Genomic DNA, 19,925 nt, shown 5'->3' on the forward strand with positions numbered 1-19,925 from the left:
GATGACGCCGGAACAGGTGACGCTAGGCCCGAAACTGCCCCAGGCTTGCCTTCAATTGCGCCGCCAACCCATCCAGCACCTTGCCACTGGCCGTCGTCTCCACCACCGCCTGCGCAGCACGCTCAGCCTGAGCATGGATCACTTCAACGCGACCACGCACCGCGTGGGCGCCCTGGGCCTGATGCTCAGCCGCACGTGTGGCCAAGCCAATCGCCGCATGCACTTGCTCAACCGAAGCCTGCACAGTCTGCTGCAAGCGCACGCTGTCGCGTAGCACCAGCAAACCTTCGTTAGCCTGGCGCCCAGCCTTGCCGATGGTTTCCACTGCTTCGCGCGCGCCTTGCTGCAACGCCACGATGTGCGCTTGGATATCACCGGTGGAGCTTTGGGTCTTGCTCGCCAGCGCCCGCACTTCGTCCGCCACCACGGCAAAGCCGCGCCCGGTTTCGCCGGCACGGGCCGCTTCGATTGCCGCATTGAGTGCCAGCAGGTTGGTTTGCTCGGCGATGCCATGAATGACGGTCAACACCACCTCGATCTGCTCACTTTGCTGGGCCAGGCGTTCGATCACTTGGGAACCGGCCTGCACCTGGCCTGCCAACGCTTCGATCAGGCTGCCGACTTCAGCTGAAGTGCGCGAGTTCTCATCCGTGGCCTGGCGGATGTCCACCACCTGCTGCAACGCCGCCTGCATCGCATGGCTTTCGGCCTGCGCCTCGTCGGCCATTTGCGAGAGTGCGCGCAGGCTTTCGGCCACTTCATCGCGTTGCAAGCCGGCCGCTGCGTCAGCACCGGCATTGCGCAAGGTCATGGCACCGATTTCCACGCCGGTGCGCTGGGCCACATCCCCCGCCTCACGCACGATCGGCTGCAACTTATCCACAAAGCGATTGACCGCCGAGGCCATGTCGCCAATTTCGTCCTTGCTGCTGATCTGCACGCGCTTGGTGAGGTCGCCCTCGCCTGCCGCCAGGTCGTCCATGGCTGCGATCAGCAACTTCAGACGGTTGACCACACGACGGCCCAGTACGATGGCGATCAACAGCAATACGCCCAAGCCGACCAGCGCGAGCCCCATGCCGATGCGCCAGCGTAAGGTGCCAGCAGCGTCCTGGACGGCGCTGGTGGTGTTGGCCGTCATCTGGGTGGCCGTCGCCTGCGCGGATTGCAGGCGGGCGCCCATGGCGGCAGCACTGTCGGCCGCAGCACCTTTTAGGCTATCGCCGACCAACTGATCACCGCTGGCGATCAGCGCCGCGAAGCGCTTGTCGAGCGCCTGCAGGTCAGCCTCAACCGACGCAGTCGAAACCCCCATGCGCACCTTGCCGATCTCGACCCCATTGGGGCTGATGGACGCTTCGACGTAGTAAACAGAAGGGTCGCTCTTGGCCGCGTCGAGTACTTTATCCAGCGCACGCTCACCCGCGCCTTTTGCCAGCAATGCCTGGTTGATCGGGTTTTCCCGGTTCAGGTAGCGGGTCAGATGCTCGCCCGCGGCGTCGTCATAGACCACGAACAACACGTTGGGATTGCGCTGGGCACGCCGGGCGAACTCCGACAGCGTCGGCACGTCGCTGTCCCACATGGCACGGGGCGCCACCGAGGCCAGCAGCTGCGCCATATCATTGGCGGAGTCCTGCAGGTCTTTTTCCAGGGTCGCACGCAGTTGCTTCTGCTCTTCTTGCAGGCGGGTCGAAAGCCCTGCCGTCAGACGCTGACGCGTGCTGGTAGACAGGCTCTCCAGGCTAGACGTGACTTCCTTGCCCGCCTGCGCCAGTTCGCCAGACAGTTTCTGGCTGTCGACACTCAGGCGATTGCCTAAATCGGCTTCCAGCGCCGTGACTGTGCTACGTGTGAGGGCAACCGCCACCAGCACTTGCACCAAAAGAGCGATACCTAGGGTAACGAACACCGGCCGCAACAGACGGCTTTGTAACAATGAGAGAACGGCAGACATCTGGGAATCCCTCCACCACGGGTGCCATTAATTTGATAGCACCGCGAAAGAGAGAAGCAAAGCAAGGGTCGTGCCGCCCAGGCGACAGAAACGACAAAGGGCTCCCGAAGGAGCCCTTTGCTTTTTACATCAACAGCTTATTAAGCGAACGGGTGACGCAGAACGATGGTTTCGTTGCGGTCCGGGCCTGTCGAAATAATGTCGATCGGCGCACCGATCAGCTCTTCAACTCGCTTGATGTAGGCACGGGCGTTAGCTGGCAGCTCTTCCAGGGTCTTGGCGCCCACGGTCGATTCGGTCCAGCCCGGCACTTCTTCGTACACAGGCTGCAGGCCTACGTAGCTGTCAGCGTCAGTCGGGGCAACATCCTTACCTTCTGCGTCTTTGTAGCCGATGCAGATGTTGATGGTTTCCAGGCCGTCGAGTACGTCCAGCTTGGTCAGGCAGATGCCCGAGATGCTGTTCACGTCGATAGCGCGACGCAGGATAACGGCGTCGAACCAGCCACAACGACGAGCACGGCCGGTGGTCGCGCCGAATTCGTGACCTTGCTTGGCCAGGTGAGCGCCGACGTCGTCGAACAGCTCAGTCGGGAACGGGCCCGAACCTACGCGGGTGGTGTAAGCCTTGGTGATGCCCAGGATGTAGTCCAGGAACATCGGGCCCACGCCCGAACCGGTCGCAACGCCACCAGCGGTGGTGTTGGAGCTGGTCACGTACGGGTAGGTGCCGTGGTCGATGTCCAGCAGCGAGCCTTGGGCGCCTTCGAACATGATGTCTTTGCCAGCACGACGCAGGTCGTGCAGCTCGGCGGTCACGTCCAGCATCAGTGGCTTGAGCAGCTCGGCGTATTCCTTGCACTCGGCCAGGGTCTTTTCGAACTCGATAGCGGGCTCTTTGTAGTAACCCACCAGCATGAAGTTGTGGTAATCCACCAGTTCACGCAGCTTGTCTTCAAAGCGCGGCATGTTGAGCAGGTCGCCCACACGCAGGCCACGACGTGCGACCTTGTCTTCGTAGGCCGGGCCGATGCCGCGACCGGTGGTACCGATCTTCAGCTCGCCACGGGCCTTTTCACGGGCCTGGTCCAGCGCAACGTGGAAGGACAGGATCAGCGGGCAGGACGGGCTGATACGCAGGCGCTCGCGCACCGGTACGCCTTTCTCTTCCAACTTGGTGATCTCGCGCAGCAGGGCATCCGGCGCAACTACCACACCGTTGCCGATCAGGCACTGCACGCCTTCGCGCAGTACACCCGACGGGATCAGGTGCAAGACGGTTTTTTCGCCATCGATGACCAGGGTGTGGCCAGCGTTGTGGCCACCTTGGTAGCGCACTACGGCGGCAGCATGTTCGGTCAGCAGATCAACGATCTTGCCTTTGCCCTCATCACCCCATTGGGTGCCCAGGACTACGACATTCTTACCCATAACACTTGTCCTCATTCGCGCAAACTTGGTGCCGGCGATGGCCGGCAGGAAAACTCAAGAAGCCAGTGGCGATACTTGCCAAAGCCCGTTCTGCAGAATCAATTGCTGGTCGCAGTCCGCTTCACGGGCGGCGGCCAATGGCTGGCCAGGCAAGGCCTGGACAACACGCTGACCCTCACTGCGCAACTGGCAAACCTGCTGCCAGAGTGCTGCGTCCGTACTGTCGGGCATCCAAATGCCACCAGACGGTAGCTCGACCTCAGCACGCCCCAGGGTCACCAGGGTTTTCAAATCGGTGGAAAAGCCGGTGGCCGGACGCGCACGACCGAAGTCAGCGCCGATATCGTCATAACGACCGCCTTGGGCGATGGCCTGGCCAACACCCGGTACAAATACCGCGAACACCACACCGGTGTGGTAGTGGTAGCCGCGCAACTCACCCAGGTCAAAGTACAGCGGCAGCTCCGGGAAGCGCGCCGACAACTGCTCGGCAATCGCCAGCACGTCGTCCAGTGCAGCCAAGACCGGTGCCGGCGCATTGGCCAGGCGCTCACGGGCAGCGCCCAGCACTTCACGGCCGCCACACAGGTTCACCAGTGCACGCAGCATGTCGGCCAGATCGGCAGGCACGCCAGCGGTCAAGGCGATGACTTCATCGATCGCCTTGCGTTGCAGGGCGTCGAACAGCTGTTGTTCGACTTCACCAGACAAACCGGCCGCACGGGCCAGGCCACGGTAGATACCGACGTGACCCAAGTCCATGTGGACATCCGGCACGTCAGCCAGTTGCAGCATGGCCAGCATCAAGCTGATCACTTCGACGTCGCTGCTCGGGCTGGCGTCGCCGTACAATTCGGCGCCCAACTGAATCGGGCTACGGGACGACGACAAGGCACGCGGCTGTGCATGCAGCACACTGCCGGCGTAGCACAGGCGGCTCGGACCTTCGCGGCGCAGGGTGTGCGCATCGATGCGCGCCACTTGCGGCGTGATGTCGGCACGGAAACCCATTTGCCGGCCCGATTGCGGGTCGATGACCTTGAAGGTGCGCAGATCCAGGTCCTGGCCCGCGCCGGTCAGCAGGGATTCCAGGTACTCGATATGGGGGGTCACGACAAATTCGTAACCCCAGCTCTGGAACAGATCCAACACCTGGCGACGCGCTACTTCAATGCGCGCAGCTTCTGGTGGCAGTACTTCTTCGATGCCATCTGGCAGCAGCCAGCGGTCTACCGTTGCCATTACGCCATTCCCCTATGATCCGGGCGGCCAGCCCTCGGCCGAGCCTTGAGTGAAGCAGAAAATACCCGCCCCCTGCATAAACCACGCGCAAGAGCGACGTGACGAACGGCCTGCAAACGGCCTCGTCGGGCACTTTCCTCGAAAAACCTGTCACGCCTGCCGAATCAAACATGCAGACGCAAAAAAGCCGGGAATTTCCCGGCTGCCGCATCATACACCCGTTTTCCGAAAGGATCACCCCGCCAGGCGTTTTAGCCGCCCGACGGAGATGACACCTACAGAATCACAGGGGTTACTTGGACTTTTCCAGGTAGCGGAAGAAGTCGCTGCTTGGGTCCAGCACCATGACGTCGGTTTTGTTCGCGAAGCTTTCACGGTAGGCACGCAGGCTACGGTAGAACGCGTAGAACTCCTGGTCCTGGCCGTAGGCCTTGGCGTAGATCGCCGCAGCTTGAGCATCGCCATCACCACGGGCCTCTTCAGACTCGCGATAGGCTTCGGCCAGCAGTACACGGCGCTGACGGTCGGCATCCGCACGGATACCTTCAGCCAGCTCGTTACCCTTGGCGCGGTGCTCACGGGCTTCACGCTCACGCTCGGTGCTCATACGCTCGAACACGCTGCGGTTCACTTCCTTCGGCAGGTCGATGGCCTTGACCCGGACATCGACAACCTCGATACCCAGTTCTTTTTCCGCCATCGAGTTCAGCGAACGCGTGATGTCAGCCATCAGCGCGTCACGCTCACCGGAAACCACCTCGTGCAGGGTGCGCTTACCAAATTGGTCACGCAGGCCCGATTCCAGGCGACGCGACAAGCGCTCGTCAGCAATCTGCTTGAGGCCAGAGGTCGCGGTGTAGAAGCGCTCGGCATCCTTGACGCGCCACTTGGCGTAGGCGTCAACCATCACGGCTTTCTTTTCCAGGGTCAGGAAGCGCTGTGTCGGAGCATCCAGGGTCATCAGGCGGGCATCGAACTTGCGCACCTGGTTGACGTAGGGAACTTTCACATGCAGGCCCGGCTGGACATCCGCCTGGACCACGCGACCGAATTGCAGCAGCACCGCACGCTCGGTCTGAGCCACGATGTAGAAGCAGTTCCAGGCAGCGATGACCACGACGACGCCCACAATCAGGGCGGTCAGCGATTTATTGCTCATCAACGACTCTCCCTGGTACGTGTTTGCTGTTGCAGCAAGTCAGCGGCCGCACGGGCGCTCGCTTCGTTGGCAGCGGCATTGGAACCGGTGGACGGTGCGCTGGTGCTGCTACGACCACCTTCGATCATCTTGTCCAGCGGCAGGTACAGCAGGTTGTTCTGCCCACCTTTGCTGCCGGTCACGAGAACCTTGCTGGTGTTGCTGAAGACTTCCTGCATGGTGTCCAGGTACAGACGCTCACGCGTGACTTCCGGCGCCTTGCGGTACTCGGCGACCAGCTTGGTGAAACGATCCGCCTCACCCTTGGCGCGGGAGACCACTTCGTCGCGGTAACCGTTGGCATCCTCGAGGATGCGCTGGGCCTGACCACGGGCTTCCGGCACGACGCCGTTGGCGTAGGTTTCAGCCTGGTTGCGCGAACGCTGCTCGTCTTCACGGGCACGGATCACGTCATCGAAGGCTTCCTGCACTTCGCGCGGTGCCGCTGCGCTCTGTACGTTCACCTGGGTGACGGTAATACCGGTGCGATAGGTATCGAGGAACCGTTGCAGGCGCTCCTTGATCTCACTGGCCATCAATTCACGACCTTCGGTCAGCACCTGGTCCATCGCGGTAGAACCAACGACATGGCGCAGGGCACTTTCGGTAGCGTGTTGCAGGCTGATTTCCGGCTGATCAACGTTCAGCACGAAGTCCTGCAGGTTGCTGATCTTGTACTGCACGGTCAGCGGCACTTCGACGATGTTCTCGTCTTCGGTCAGCATCTGGCCCTGCTTGGTGTAGGCACGCTCACGCGTGACGTTTTCCATGTACTTCTTGTCGATCGGCGGGAAATAGATGTTCAGGCCAGGACCGACAGTCTCGTAGTACTTGCCGAAGCGCAGCACTACGGCCTGCTCCTGCTCGTCCACCACGTACACGGCGCTGTACAGCCAGACGGCCGCCAGCACGACAAGACCCAGGCCCAGCAGGCCATAGCCGCCGCCCTTGCTTGTGCGACCGCCGTCGTCACCACCCCGTTTTTTTCCACCACCGAACAACCCATTCAGGCTTTCCTGCAGCTTTCGGAAGGCCTCGTCGAGATCTGGTGGCCCCTTGCGGTCGCCATTATTGCGGCGTTTACCACCCCAAGGATCCTGATTATTCGAGTTGCCACCCGGCTCATTCCAAGCCATAGCGCTCTCCATCTGATAAAGCAAAGACGCACCCACGGCGCGCCGACCAATGCTACAGAATGCCTGCCACTGCGGCACAACCGCTTTAGGAGGCTTTTATTGCAAAGTGTGTTGTTCGATGAACTCTGTCGGTACCACGCCTTCACGACTGACCAGCCGATTCAGCTCCGAGCGCGGCAATCGAACGGCCAGCAAGCTGACACCTTCTTCGTCGTGTTCTTCTTTCTGTACCGCGCCCAACTCGAAAAACTGTGCACGCAGTCGAGCAAAACGCTGGGGCAAGCGCAAGGTGCCGACGAACAAATCGCCGCCGAGCAGCTCGGCAATGGCTTGCTCAAGCAACTCAAGGCCACTGCCATCACGCGCTGACAGCCAGACCCGCTGGGGCTTGCCGTTCTCATCGCGCTGGATTTGTGGCTCAACGCCTTCAAGCAAATCGAGTTTGTTATAGACCTCGAGGATCGGCAAGTCCTGGGCACCAATCTCGCCCAGCACCAGCATTACCTGTTCAATCTGCAACATGCGATCCGGTTCGGCCGCATCGATCACGTGCAACAGCAGGTCGGAATTGCTCGACTCTTCGAGCGTAGACCGAAATGCCTCGACCAGCTTGTGCGGCAAGTGACGAATGAAACCCACGGTATCGGCCAGGACAATCGGCCCCAGATCATCCAGGTCCAGACGGCGCAGGGTCGGGTCGAGGGTGGCGAACAGTTGGTCGGCCGCGTACACGTCCGATTTCGTCACGTTGTTGAAGAGCGTGGATTTGCCGGCGTTGGTATAGCCCACCAGGGACACGGTAGGGATATCCGCGCGAGTACGTCCGCGCCGCGATTGCTCGCGCTGGCTGCGTACTTTCTCGAGGCGACCCTTGATCTGGCGCAGGCGCACCCGCAGCAGGCGTCGGTCGGTTTCGAGCTGGGTTTCACCCGGGCCACGCATGCCGATACCGCCCCCCTGGCGCTCAAGGTGAGTCCAGCCGCGGACCAGCCGGGTGCTCATGTGGTCAAGCTGGGCCAGTTCAACCTGGAGCTTGCCTTCATGGGTACGGGCGCGCTGGGCAAAAATATCGAGAATCAGACCGGTACGGTCGATCACGCGACACTCGAAGACACGTTCGAGGTTACGTTCCTGACTGGGCGTGAGGACGTGATTGAAGATCACCAGATCGGCTTCTTCGGCGTGGACCAGGTCGCGCAACTCCTCGACCTTGCCGCTGCCTATCAGGAATTTGGCGGTTGGCCGATGACGCGGTACGTTAAAAAACGCAACGGTCTCGGCGCCGGCCGAATTTGCCAACTCCTGAAACTCCTGCGGATCTTCGCGCGCCTCAGGGTCCTGTCCATCCAAGTGAACGAGGATTACTCGCTCACCACCACCGTGGCGCTCAAAGAACAAAGGAGACTCCTATCAGGCGTTACCTGGCTCAGCGTCAACTGCATCATCACCTGCTGCGCTAGGCAGACGGATTGGACGAACAGGGACGACTGTCGAGATAGCGTGCTTGTAGACCATCTGGCTGACGGTGTTTTTCAGCAGGATCACGAACTGGTCGAACGACTCGATCGTGCCTTGCAGCTTGATACCGTTGACCAGGTAGATGGAAACCCCCACTTTCTCTTTACGTAAAGTATTCAAGTAAGGGTCTTGTAGCGAATGCCCTTTTGACATGTGCCGCACTCCTTTAAGGATCAATAATAAAAAATCGGAAAATAGATAGCTTATGGCCGTCACACCCCCAAGGATAGACGGCAATTGCAAGGACTCAGCTCAATATGGAGACCGTTCCCAAGTATTTCAAGGCGCGTGACAGATTGTCGCTGTCCAGGCTGTCCAGCCAGTGCAAATCGCTCCAGCTGCGCAACCAGGTGAACTGGCGTTTCGCCAATTGGCGCGTGGCAATGATGCCGCGCTCCTGCATTTCGGCTGACGTCAGCTTGCCATCCAGATGATCCCAGACTTGGCGGTAGCCTACGGCACGTATCGAAGGTAACCCTGGATGCAGGTCACCTCTGGAACGCAGAGCTACGACCTCGTCCACAAACCCCTGTTCCAACATAATTGTGAATCTTTGTGCAATTCGTTCATGCAGCACCTGGCGATTTGCCGGAGCGATGGCCAGATTCGCCACAGTATAGGGCAATTGTGACGCGCCAGATGCGCCTGCGTCAGCACTTTGCGCACTTTGTTTCAGCCGATGTTCAGTCATGGTCTGCCCGCTTACACGCCAGACTTCCAACGCACGCGAAAGGCGCTGGGGGTCATTTGGGTGAATACGCGCGGCGGATACCGGGTCGATGGCTGCCAACTGGTCGTGCAGGGCTTGCCAGCCAAGGCGTGCAGCCTCTTCCTCAAGCTCGGCGCGCACCTGGGCGTCGGCCGGCGGCATATCCGCCAGGCCTTCCTGCAAAGCCTTGTAATAGAGCATTGTGCCGCCCACCAGCAGCGGAATATTGCCCCGCGCGGTGATGTCGGCCATGGCGGCCAGGGCGTCGTTGCGGAAATCCGCCGCCGAGTAGGTCTGCGCCGGGTCGATGATGTCGATCAGACGGTGCGGATACTGGGCCAGCAATGCCTTGGAGGGCTTGGCGGTGCCGATGTCCATGTCCCGGTAAACCAGGGCAGAGTCGACACTGATCAGCTCGCACGGCAGCACCTTGGTCAGCTCGATGGCCAGGTCGGTCTTGCCGGCGGCCGTGGGGCCCATCAGGAAGATCGCGGGGGGCAAGGCACTCATCAACGGCCGCGCAGGAAGAGTTTGTCCAGATCGTCCAGGCCCATCTGGGTCCAGGTCGGTCGGCCATGGTTGCATTGCCCGCTGCGCTCGGTGTTTTCCATGTCGCGCAGCAAGCCGTTCATTTCCGGCAAGGCCAGGCGTCGATTGGCGCGAATGGCGCCGTGGCAGGCCATGGTGCCGAGCAGTTCGTTGATGTGCGCCTGGATACGGTCACTGGTGCCGTATTCCATCAAATCCGCCAGCACGTCGGCTACCAACCGGTTGGCCTCGGCCTGTTTGAGCAGCGCGGGAATCTGGCGGATGGCAAGTGTTTCCGGGCCCAGGCGCTGCAATTCAAAGCCGAGCTTCTGGAACACACTGTGGTGCTCTTCAGCACAATCGGCCTCACGCTGGCTGACCGCCAGGGACTCCGGCACCAGCAGCGGCTGGCCGCTGAGGCCTTCGCTGGCCATGGCGATCTTGAGGCGCTCGTACATGATCCGCTCGTGGGCGGCGTGCATGTCCACCAGCACCAGGCCGTGGGCGTTTTCCGCCAGGATGTAGATACCCTTGAGCTGCGCCAGCGCGTAACCCAACGGCGGAATATCTCCACCGCCCTCCGGCAAGGCGACAGGCGCCCCCGGCTCAGCCCCCGGCAGCGGCGCAAAAAACTCGCGATAGGCCGCCTGGGCCTCGGCCACTGGCACCACCGACTGTGGGCGCGGGGTGTATTGGTACTGGTAACCCGAGCCGGAGCCAGAACCTGGCGCGGTATACGACGGTTGCGGCTGCGGCGATTGCAGCAGGTTGGCCGCCAGGCTCATTTCGCCCTGGGGGCCGAACTCGCCGGCTTCCGGGCCGCTGGGCCGAACCACCGCCGTGACAATCGGCGCTGACAACTGATCATCCGGGCGCACATCGCCCAGAGTGCGGTGCAAGGTGCCATAGAGGAAGTCATGCACCATGCGCCCGTCGCGGAAGCGCACTTCATGTTTGGTCGGGTGAACGTTGACGTCCACCACCGACGGGTCGACCTCGAAAAACAGCACAAACGTCGGGTGGCGCCCGTTGAACAGCACGTCGCGATACGCCTGGCGCACCGCGTGGGCCACCAATTTGTCGCGCACCGCGCGGCCATTCACAAAGAAGTACTGCAAGTCCGCCTGGCTGCGGGAGAACGTCGGCAACCCGACCCAGCCCCACAGTCGCAAGCCGTTGCGTTCGATTTCAATGGGTAACGCTTGCTCTAAAAAGCCCGCGCCGCAAATCGCCGACACCCGGCGCGCTCGCGCGGCGTCATCATTGGCTTCATGCAGGCTGAGAATCGTCTTGCCGTTGTGGCGCAGGTGGAAGGCCACGTCGAAGCGGGCCAACGCCAGGCGCTTGATGACTTCTTGAAGGTGATCGAATTCGGTCTTTTCGGCCTTGAGGAATTTGCGCCGCGCCGGGGTGTTGAAGAACAGGTCGCGCACTTCCACCGACGTCCCGACAGGGTGCGCCGCCGGCTGGACCCGAGGCGCCATGTCGCGGCCTTCGGTTTCCACTTGCCAGGCCTGCTCGGCGCTGCGGGTGCGGGACGTCAGGGTCAGGCGCGCCACAGAGCTGATGGACGCCAGGGCCTCACCGCGAAAGCCCAGGCTCATCACCCGCTCAAGGTCTTCCAGGTCGCGAATCTTGCTGGTGGCGTGACGTGCCAGAGCCAGCGGCAGGTCATCGGCGGAAATGCCGCTGCCATCGTCGCGCACGCGCAACAGCTTGACGCCGCCCTGCTCCACATCGACGTCGATGCGTTTGGCGCCGGAGTCGATGCTGTTTTCCAGCAGTTCCTTGATCACCGATGCGGGGCGCTCGACCACCTCGCCTGCCGCAATCTGGTTGGCGAGGCGCGGGCTCAGCAGTTCAATGCGTGATCCGCTGTTCAGGAGTGATTCACTCATTACTGCGCCGCCAATTCAGTGCCAGGGATGGTCAGCACCTGGCCGACCTTCAGTTCATCCGTCTTCAGGTTGTTCGCGCTGCGCAAGGTAGCAGCGGACACCTGGAAACGCACCGCCAGCATGGCCAGGGTATCGCCTGGCTGCACGCGATGGTCACGCGGGCCCTGGGCGATTTTCCCCGAATCACGCAGCCAGGCGATGTAGGTGCCCGGCGGCGGGTTCTGCTGGAAGAACTGGCGGATACCGGCGCTGATCGAACGCGCCAGCGCCTGCTGGTGACTGGCACTGGCCAGCTTGGAGGCTTCGTTGGAATTGGAGATAAACCCGGTTTCCACCAGGATCGATGGGATATCCGGCGATTTCAGCACCATGAACCCGGCCTGCTCCACACGCTGCTTGTGCAGCGAGGTGACCCGGCCGATGTTGCTCAGCACCTTCTGGCCCACGTTCAAGCTGGACGTCAGCGAAGCGGTCATCGACAGATCGAGCAGCACGCCGGCGAGCATTTTGTCCTTGTCATCAAGGGACACGTTGCCGGCCCCGCCGATCAAGTCGGAGCGGTTTTCACTGTCAGCCAGCCAACGCGCAGTCTCGGAGGTAGCACCGCGATCCGACAGGGCAAACACCGAGGCACCAAAGGCTGCGGCCGACGGTGCGGCGTCGGCGTGGATCGACACGAACAGGTCCGCGCCCTTCTTACGGGCGATCTCGGTCCGGCCGCGCAACGGAATGAAGTAGTCGCCGGTACGGGTCAGCTCGGCGCGATAGCCTTTCATGCCATTGACCTGGCGCTGCAGCTCACGGGCGATGGCGAGTACCACGTCTTTTTCGTGCTGGCCGCGCGAGCCGGAAGCGCCAGGGTCTTCACCACCATGGCCGGCGTCAATCACAACGATGATGTCACGCTTGCCGGCCGGGGCCGGTGGCGGCGGTGGCAGCTTGACCTGCGGTTGCGACGGGTTGACCGGCACCGCTGGCACCGTGGCCACGCTCGGGGTTGGCGCGGGCGGCGGCGCGGCATCGGCGGCGTTGTCGAACAGGTCGACCACCAGCCGGTTGCCGTACTGGGCGTTGGGCGCCAGGGAGAAGCTTTTCGGGGTCACGACTTTTTTCAGGTCGATCACCACGCGCAAGTCGGTGGGCGTGCGCTGGGCCGAGCGCATCGCGGTAATCGGGGTATTGGCGGTGGAGACTTTCAACGGCGCGGCCAGGGTCGCGCCGTTGATGTCGATCACCAGGCGATCAGGCGACGTGAGGGTAAAGACGCTGTGCTGGACCGGGCCAGACAGGTCGAACACCAGTCGCGTGTTATCCGGCGCTCGCCACAGGCGAACACTCTTCACCTGAGAAGCAGCCAGAGCATTGACAGTCATTGCCGCAAGCAACACCCCCACGACAGCAACCAACGCGCGAAAGCGCATACCTAACCCCACCAATTATTTGAATTCCAATGCCAAAGCGGCGCACCACGACTGGCCACGCGCGCTCTGGGGCAACAACTTCAGCTGACGTCCGTGCTCATGCGGCGTAATGGTAATGGTCAGGTCCGGCTTTGGCAAAAAGCCTGTGCCTTTATCTGGCCACTCGATCAGGCACAACGCATCTTCATCGAAGTAATCGCGAATACCCATGTATTCCAGCTCTTCGGGGTCCACCAGGCGATAGAGGTCGAAATGGAACGCTCGCACGTCGCCAATCTCATAGGGTTCTACCAGGGTGAACGTCGGGCTTTTTACCGCGCCGGTGTGGCCCAACCCGCGAATGATCCCCCGGGACAGCGTGGTCTTGCCCGCCCCCAGGTCGCCCTCCAGGAAGATCAGCCCCGCCCCGGCCGTGACCTGGGCAATGCGCTGGCCGAAGCTGACCATGGCCTCTTCATCGGCAAGGAAAAGAATTACTTCAGACACGGCGACTGTTCCTCCAGCAATTGACGAATGGCGGGTATCAGGTCGCTTGCCGCCAGGCCGCGACCAAAGGTGCCCTGGCGATCCCCCGCCGTGGCGTGCAACCACACGGCCAGGCAGCTTGCCTCATAGGCGGGCATGCCTTGGGCCATCAGCGCGCCGACCAGGCCGGCGAGTACATCACCAAGTCCCGCAGTGGCCATGGCCGGATGGCCTTGGTCGCATCGCGAAATGCGCCCGTCCGGGCTGGCAATCAAACTGCCAGCCCCCTTGAGAATAGCCACTGCGTTGAATTTCTGGCTCAACGCGCGCGCCACCTTAAGACGATCAGCCTGAACCTCGGCAGTCGAGATCCCCAACAAGCGCGCCGCCTCCCCCGGATGCGGGGTGATCACGCAATCGGCCGGCAAACTGACGCTGCCGGTGGCGAGCTGATTCAACGCGTCGGCATCCCACACCTGCGGCAGGCGGGCGTTGGCGGCGACGGAAAGCAGGCTTTTGCCCCAGGACGCATCCCCGAGCCCAGGCCCGATCACAATGACCGAGATCTTTTCCAGCAGACCCATCAGTTGATTGGCCGAGCTGACGCTGACGGTCATGACTTCCGGCAGGCGAGCCAGGGCGGCGGGCACATGCTCCAGGCGCGTCGCCAGGGACACCATGCCGGCGCCACTGCGCAAGGCACTTTCAGCACTCAGCAGCGCTGCGCCGCCGAAGCCACGGTCACCGCCAATGACCAGCAGGTGGCCGAACTGGCCTTTATGGGCGTCCGGGGAACGCGCAGCCAGTTGCGGCAAATGGCCGTGCAACAGTGGCTGTACGTCGGTTATTGCGTGTTTTGTCTGCGGCATGCGTCTTCAAGCTCCGATGTCTGGCAGAATTATACCTATCTAACCTGCGGTTTCCCTTGTCTCATGCCTCCCATCACCACCGATCTGCCTGCCCTCGCCCAATCGATCAAAGACTGGGGCCGCGAGCTGGGCTTTCAACAAGTCGGCATCAGCGGCCTTGACCTGGCCGAGCATGAACAACACCTGCAACGCTGGCTCGACGCGGGCTACCACGGCGAAATGGAGTACATGGGCGCCCATGGCAGCAAACGCTCCCACCCCGATGAGCTGGTGCCCGGCACGTTGCGCGTGGTCTCGCTGCGCATGGACTACCTGCCCGGCGATACGCACATGGCGCAGCTGCTGGCCAAGCCGGAAAAAGCCTATATCTCGCGTTACGCCCTGGGCCGCGACTACCACAAGCTGATCCGCAAGCGTGTGCAGCAATTGGCCGACCGCATTCAAGCGCAGATCGGCCCGTTTGGTTTCCGTGCCTTCGTCGACAGCGCGCCGGTGCTGGAAAAAGCCATCGCCGAAAAAGCCGGGCTGGGCTGGATCGGTAAAAACACCCTGGTCCTCAATCGCAAGGCCGGCAGTTATTTCTTCTTGAGCGAGTTGTTTGTCGACTTGCCGCTGCCCATCGACGCGCCCCACAGCACCGAGCATTGCGGGCGGTGCACGGCGTGCCTGGACATTTGCCCGACCAATGCCTTTGTCGGCCCCTATGTGCTGGATGCCCGACGCTGCATTTCCTACCTCACCATCGAGCTCAAGAGCGCGATCCCTGAAGACCTGCGCCCGCTGATCGGCAACCGTGTGTTTGGCTGCGATGACTGTCAGATCGTTTGCCCGTGGAATCGTTTCGCCCGCCCCACCGCCGAAAGCGATTTCAAGCCGCGCCACAATCTGGATAACGCGGAACTGGCCGAGTTGTTTATGTGGGACGAGGATAAATTCCTCAGCAGCACCGAAGGCTCACCCCTGCGCCGTGCCGGCTATGAGCGCTGGCTGCGCAACCTCGCGGTCGGCCTGGGCAATGCGCCCTCGAGCATTCCAGTGCTGGAAGCCTTGAAGGCACGCCGGGATTACCCGTCCGAGCTGGTACGCGAGCACGTGGAATGGGCTTTGAACCAGCACGCTACGCGTTAATGCACGTCGTCGTTGTAGACGAACTTGGGCATTTCCCAGTGAAAACGGATCGCCAGCAGGCGCAATAGAAAGCCGCTGAACAGCGTCAGCAGGATGGCTTGCTCGCTCGGCAGTTGCAGGTACAGGCACAGCATGTAGAACCAGGCGGCCAGGAACGACACGCTGGCGTACAGCTCGCGGCGGAAGATCAGCGGGATGTCGTTGCAGAAGATGTCTCGCAGGATGCCACCGAAAACTCCCGTGATCACACCACTGACCGACGCCACCAGCATGCCATGGCCCATTTCCAGGGCGGTCATGCAGCCGATCAGGGTGAAGGCCACAAGGCCCACCGCGTCGAGCGCCAGGAACAGCGAGCGCAAGTGGCGCATCAGCGGAGCTATGAAGATCGTCACCAGTGCGGCAATCGACGTCAGCACCAGGTATTCCGGGTGCTTGACCCACGTCAGCGGGTAATGCCCGAGCAACACATCGCGTACCGAACCGCCGCCCAATGCCGTCACGCAGGCGATCAGCACCACGCCAAACCAGTCCATGCCACGCCGTCCGGCGGACAGCGCGCCGGTCATGGCTTCGGCAGTGATGGCGATGAGGTAGAGCATCAGCAGCATGATGGCGATCCTTGCAAAGAGGCCGGCAGTCTAATCATTTGCTGATGGCACCAAAAGAGGGCAAGCCATTATCTGCCGCAAACTCAATCCTGTAGGAGCCCGGCTTGCCGGCGATGGCGCCCTAAAGATCGCCATCGCCGGCAAGCCGGACTCCTACAGGGTGAAGGTCATTAAGCCTTGATGAAATGCTTGCGGTAATGCTGCAGCTCGGCAATCGACTCGCGGATATCGTCCAGTGCCAGGTGGGTACTGCCTTTATGGAAGCTGTCTTTGACTTCCGGCGCCCAGCGTGCGGCCAGCTCTTTAAGGGTGGACACATCCAGGTTGCGGTAGTGGAAGTAGCTTTCCAGCGCCTTCATGTGCGTATAAAGGAAGCGACGGTCCTGGCAGATGCTGTTGCCACAGATCGGCGACTTGCCCTTGGGCACCCACTTTTCCAGGAAGGCGATGGTTTCGGCTTCGGCTTCGGCCATGCTGATGCGGCTGTCGCGTACGCGCTGGGTCAGGCCGGAGTTGCCGTGGGTGCGGGTGTTCCACTCGTCCATGGTGGCGAGCACAGCGTCGCTGTGGTGGATGGCGATCACCGGACCTTCGGCCAAGGTGTTGAGGTTGCTGTCGGTGACAATGGTCGCCATCTCGATGATGACGTCGGTGTCGGGGTTCAGACCGGTCATTTCCAGATCGATCCAAATCAGGTTCTGTGGGTTTTGCATGGCTTGATTCTCTTGGCACCTTGGCGTAGCTGCGCAGTTTAGCAGGCAGGGGCGTGCTAGACTCGCGACCGTTTTACCTAACCTTTGCATTATCGACACGGAACACCAATGGCCAAACGCCAGCTCAACCGTCGCCAAAACTGGCGCATCGAAAAGATTCAGGGTGAACGCGCCGCTCGCGCCGCCAAACGTGAATCCTCCGCCGTAGAAGCGCTTGAGGGCGGCGACCTGGGCCCCGAGCAAACGGGCCTGGTGATCGCGCACTTTGGTGTGCAGGTCGAAGTCGAGGCGCTCGAAGGCGAACTCGCGGGCCAAGTGTCCCGTTGCCACTTGCGCGCCAACCTGCCTGCGCTGGTCACCGGCGACAAAGTAGTCTGGAGGGCCGGCAACCAGGGCATCGGCGTGATTGTCGCCCAGTTGCCGCGCACCACCGAACTGCGCCGCCCCGACAGCCGTGGCCAACTCAAGCCGGTGGCGGCCAACGTCGATATGATCGTGATCGTGTTCGCACCGCTGCCCGAGCCCCATGCCAACCTGATCGACCGCTACCTGGTAGCCGCCGAGCATGCCGGCATCCGCCCGCTGTTGCTGCTGAACAAATTCGACCTGATCGACGAACAGAACGCCCCGGCGCTCAACGCGTTGCTGGCGGTGTATCGCACACTGGGTTACCCGGTGCTGGAGGTTTCGGCGCATCACGGCAATGGCATGGAACAGCTGCAACAGCAGTTGGACGGGCGCATCAGCGTGTTTGTCGGCCAGTCTGGCGTGGGCAAGTCCTCGCTGGTCAACAGCCTGCTGCCGGAAGTCGACACACGCGTAGGGCCACTGTCGGAGCTGTCCGGCCAGGGCACTCACACCACCACCACCGCGCGGTTGTTCCACTTCCCCGGCGGCGGTGAGCTGATCGACTCCCCGGGTATCCGCGAATTCGGCCTCGGCCACGTCAGCCGCAGCGATGTAGAAGCGGGCTTCATCGAGTTCAACGACCTGATCGGCACTTGCCGCTTCCGCGACTGCAAACACGACCGCGAACCCGGCTGTGCATTGCTCAAGGCGCTGGAAGACGGCCGCGTGCAGCAACAGCGGATGAACAGCTATCGGTCGATCATTGCGAGCTTGCCCGAAAGCAGTTACTAAGCCGCAGAAAAAATAAGGCCGCGATCATCGCGGCCTTTTTGTATGTGAAGCCTAGGACCCCGTCCCAGGCACCGTAGGATCCTTAACCCCACCCTCATCAAACAGGTTCAGCTTCTGGCGCAGTTCATGCGCCGGCAACGGTTCCTGACCTGGCGGTATGGCGTTCGGATCAGCCGGTACTTCGCCCGGCGCGCCGGCGCCCGGAGTGGGTTGCGGCGCTGGGGGCTGGTCACCTTCGATCGCACGCTGGGCCTTTTTGGTCAGCACCACGATATCGATACGGCGGTTGATCGGGTTGAACGGGTCCTTGGGGTCAAACAGCTGCGACGATGCAAACCCCACCACGCGCGCCACTTGCGGGTCCGGGTAGCTGCCGGCCACCAGCGCACGGCGTGCGGCGTTGGCGCGGTTGGCGGAAAGCTCCCAGTTGCCGAAGTCGCCCTGCCCTGCATACGGCTTGGCGTCGGTGTGGCCACTGATGCTGATCTTGTTCGGCACCGCCTTGATGGTGTCGGCCATGGCCAGCAGGATGTCTTCAAAGTACGGTTTCAAGCGCGCACTGCCGGAGTCGAACATCGGGCGGTTGGCTGCGTCGGTGATCTGGATGCGCAAGCCGTCCGGGGTGATCTCGAATGAAATCTGATCCTTGAACTTCAACAGTTGCGGGTTTTCCTCAACCTTGGTCTGCAATTCTTGCAGCAACAGTTCTAGACGCTCCTGCTCGACCTGTTCGGCCATGGCTTCGACGGTATCGCGCTCGATCGGGATTTTCTCCTGAGGCGCTTCGGTCTTGATTTCCGGGTTGATGGTGCGCTCAGGCGCCAGTTGCGGCGAGCCGCCCAGGTCGATCACGAAGGGCGTGCCACTTTCCGAGAAACCAATGGGGTCTTTGAAGTAGCCGGCAATGGCGATCTTCTGTTCAGGCGTGGCGGTGGACATCAGCCACAGCACCAGAAAGAACGCCATCATCGCCGTCGCAAAGTCAGCGAAGGCGATTTTCCAGGCACCCCCATGGTGCCCCGCAGCGAAGCGCTTGACGCGCTTGATGATTATCGGCTGGTTGTTTTCCATGGCTTAGCGACCACGAACCGCTTGTTCCAGCTCGGCAAAGCTTGGGCGATGTTTCGGGTACAGCACCTTGCGACCGAACTCCACCGCCAGCGACGGCGGCATGCCGGAAGCGGAGGCTACCAGGCTGGCCTTGATCGACTCGTACAGGTTGATTTCTTCCTTGGCGTCATGGGCCAGGGAGGTGGCCAACGGGCCGAAGAAGCCGTAGGCCGCGAGAATACCGAAGAAGGTACCGACCAACGCCGCACCCACGTGCATGCCGATGGCCGCTTGGTCGCCCTCGCCCAGGGAAGCCATGGTCACCACGATACCCAGTACCGCCGCGACGATACCGAAACCCGGCATACCGTCAGCGATGCCGGTCACGGCGTGGGACGGATGCTCCAGCTCTTCTTTAAGGCTGAACAACTCCATGTCGAACAGACCTTCCAGCTCATGGGGGGCCATGTTGCCGGAGGACATGATGCGCAGGTAGTCACAGATATAGGCGGTCATGCGCTCATCTTTGAGCACGGCCGGGTACTTGGCGAAAATCGGGCTGGCCGCAGCGTCTTCGATGTCGGCCTCGATGGCCATCATGCCTTCGCGGCGGCTCTTGTTGAGGATCTCGTAAACCAGGCCCAACACCTCCAGGTAGAAGGTATGGGTGAAGCGCGAACCGAACATGCCCAGCGACTTCTTGATCACGTGCAGGGTCATGTAGCCGGGGTTCGCTTGCAGGAATGCACCCAGTGCCGCACCGCCAATAATCATCACCTCAAAAGGCTGGATCAGCGCAGCGATTTTACCGTGGGACAGGACGTACCCGCCGAGCACGCTTGCGAAGACGACGATGATGCCGATAATTTTAGCCATAGGAGATGAGTACTTGCGCCGTCGGGTTCATGGACA

18 protein-coding genes are annotated in these 19,925 nt (G+C 61.6%); 2 read left to right on the top strand and 16 right to left on the bottom strand.

Features of this window, described 5'->3' with window-relative positions:
* Nucleotides 1-22: 22 nt before the first annotated feature.
* From AC0IYN_RS07830 to AC0IYN_RS07885, 12 genes are all read right to left on the bottom strand, one after another.
* Nucleotides 23-1,957: a methyl-accepting chemotaxis protein gene (locus AC0IYN_RS07830; RefSeq protein WP_406598226.1), complete on the bottom strand. Its 1,935-nt coding sequence runs from the start codon at nt 1,955-1,957 to the stop codon at nt 23-25.
* Nucleotides 1,958-2,097: 140 nt separating this feature from the next.
* Nucleotides 2,098-3,387, bottom strand: coding sequence for an adenylosuccinate synthase (locus tag AC0IYN_RS07835; RefSeq protein WP_003217505.1), 1,290 nt, complete (start codon nt 3,385-3,387; stop codon nt 2,098-2,100).
* A 54-nt stretch (nt 3,388-3,441) separates the two neighbouring features.
* The gene (locus AC0IYN_RS07840; RefSeq protein WP_406598227.1) at nt 3,442-4,629 is read right to left on the bottom strand and encodes an ATP phosphoribosyltransferase regulatory subunit; all 1,188 of its coding nucleotides are present in this window, start codon (nt 4,627-4,629) and stop codon (nt 3,442-3,444) included.
* A 292-nt stretch (nt 4,630-4,921) separates the two neighbouring features.
* Nucleotides 4,922-5,788, bottom strand: coding sequence for a protease modulator HflC (gene hflC, locus AC0IYN_RS07845; protein WP_078046603.1), 867 nt, complete (start codon nt 5,786-5,788; stop codon nt 4,922-4,924).
* Nucleotides 5,788-6,963 (bottom strand): FtsH protease activity modulator HflK, encoded by a 1,176-nt coding sequence (hflK, locus tag AC0IYN_RS07850; RefSeq protein WP_028615515.1) that lies wholly within the window; start codon nt 6,961-6,963, stop codon nt 5,788-5,790. The genes hflC and hflK overlap by 1 nt, the downstream gene beginning before the upstream one ends.
* A 96-nt stretch (nt 6,964-7,059) precedes the next feature.
* Nucleotides 7,060-8,361, bottom strand: a complete 1,302-nt coding sequence (hflX, locus tag AC0IYN_RS07855; RefSeq protein WP_016976905.1) for a ribosome rescue GTPase HflX — start codon at nt 8,359-8,361, stop codon at nt 7,060-7,062.
* A gap of 12 nt (nt 8,362-8,373) precedes the next feature.
* Nucleotides 8,374-8,634 (bottom strand): RNA chaperone Hfq, encoded by a 261-nt coding sequence (gene hfq / locus AC0IYN_RS07860; protein ID WP_028615514.1) that lies wholly within the window; start codon nt 8,632-8,634, stop codon nt 8,374-8,376.
* Between the two features lie 94 nt (nt 8,635-8,728).
* Nucleotides 8,729-9,700 carry a tRNA (adenosine(37)-N6)-dimethylallyltransferase MiaA gene (gene miaA, locus AC0IYN_RS07865; protein WP_457239612.1) on the bottom strand — a complete coding sequence of 324 codons (972 nt, stop codon included), beginning with the start codon at nt 9,698-9,700 and terminating at the stop codon, nt 8,729-8,731.
* Nucleotides 9,700-11,616, bottom strand: coding sequence for a DNA mismatch repair endonuclease MutL (gene mutL / locus AC0IYN_RS07870; protein ID WP_471840977.1), 1,917 nt, complete (start codon nt 11,614-11,616; stop codon nt 9,700-9,702). The genes miaA and mutL overlap by 1 nt, the downstream gene beginning before the upstream one ends.
* Nucleotides 11,616-13,037, bottom strand: coding sequence for an N-acetylmuramoyl-L-alanine amidase (locus AC0IYN_RS07875; RefSeq protein ID WP_406598230.1), 1,422 nt, complete (start codon nt 13,035-13,037; stop codon nt 11,616-11,618). Before AC0IYN_RS07875 ends, mutL begins: the two co-directional genes overlap by 1 nt.
* A 15-nt stretch (nt 13,038-13,052) precedes the next feature.
* Nucleotides 13,053-13,523: a tRNA (adenosine(37)-N6)-threonylcarbamoyltransferase complex ATPase subunit type 1 TsaE gene (gene tsaE, locus AC0IYN_RS07880; protein WP_078046599.1), complete on the bottom strand. Its 471-nt coding sequence runs from the start codon at nt 13,521-13,523 to the stop codon at nt 13,053-13,055.
* Complete coding sequence (locus tag AC0IYN_RS07885) at nt 13,511-14,371, bottom strand: NAD(P)H-hydrate dehydratase (protein WP_406598232.1); 861 nt, start codon at nt 14,369-14,371, stop codon at nt 13,511-13,513. Before AC0IYN_RS07885 ends, tsaE begins: the two co-directional genes overlap by 13 nt.
* Before the next feature lie 63 nt (nt 14,372-14,434).
* Here AC0IYN_RS07885 and queG point away from each other — a divergent pair, with 63 nt between their 5' ends.
* Entirely contained in the window at nt 14,435-15,499 is a 1,065-nt protein-coding gene (gene queG / locus AC0IYN_RS07890; protein WP_078046597.1) for a tRNA epoxyqueuosine(34) reductase QueG, read from the top strand.
* Here the strand turns inward: queG and AC0IYN_RS07895 are convergent.
* The gene (locus AC0IYN_RS07895; protein WP_177410090.1) at nt 15,496-16,113 is read right to left on the bottom strand and encodes a trimeric intracellular cation channel family protein; all 618 of its coding nucleotides are present in this window, start codon (nt 16,111-16,113) and stop codon (nt 15,496-15,498) included. The two genes, queG and AC0IYN_RS07895, sit on opposite strands and share 4 nt — an antisense overlap.
* Nucleotides 16,114-16,280: 167 nt before the next feature.
* Nucleotides 16,281-16,823 carry an oligoribonuclease gene (gene orn / locus AC0IYN_RS07900; RefSeq protein WP_010213620.1) on the bottom strand — a complete coding sequence of 181 codons (543 nt, stop codon included), beginning with the start codon at nt 16,821-16,823 and terminating at the stop codon, nt 16,281-16,283.
* A 108-nt stretch (nt 16,824-16,931) separates the two neighbouring features.
* Here orn and rsgA point away from each other — a divergent pair, with 108 nt between their 5' ends.
* On the top strand, nt 16,932-17,963 hold the full coding sequence (gene rsgA / locus AC0IYN_RS07905) for a small ribosomal subunit biogenesis GTPase RsgA (protein ID WP_032890468.1): 1,032 nt from the start codon (nt 16,932-16,934) through the stop codon (nt 17,961-17,963).
* A 51-nt stretch (nt 17,964-18,014) separates the two neighbouring features.
* On the opposite strand, the gene motB is transcribed toward rsgA, so the two are convergent.
* Together motB and motA are read right to left on the bottom strand one after the other, a co-directional pair.
* Nucleotides 18,015-19,034 carry a flagellar motor protein MotB gene (motB, locus tag AC0IYN_RS07910; protein WP_406599595.1) on the bottom strand — a complete coding sequence of 340 codons (1,020 nt, stop codon included), beginning with the start codon at nt 19,032-19,034 and terminating at the stop codon, nt 18,015-18,017.
* Between the two features lie 3 nt (nt 19,035-19,037).
* On the bottom strand, nt 19,038-19,889 hold the full coding sequence (motA, locus tag AC0IYN_RS07915; RefSeq protein ID WP_406599594.1) for a flagellar motor stator protein MotA: 852 nt from the start codon (nt 19,887-19,889) through the stop codon (nt 19,038-19,040).
* Nucleotides 19,890-19,925 lie beyond the last annotated feature (36 nt).

Source organism: Pseudomonas sp. AC112 (assembly GCF_979253545.1).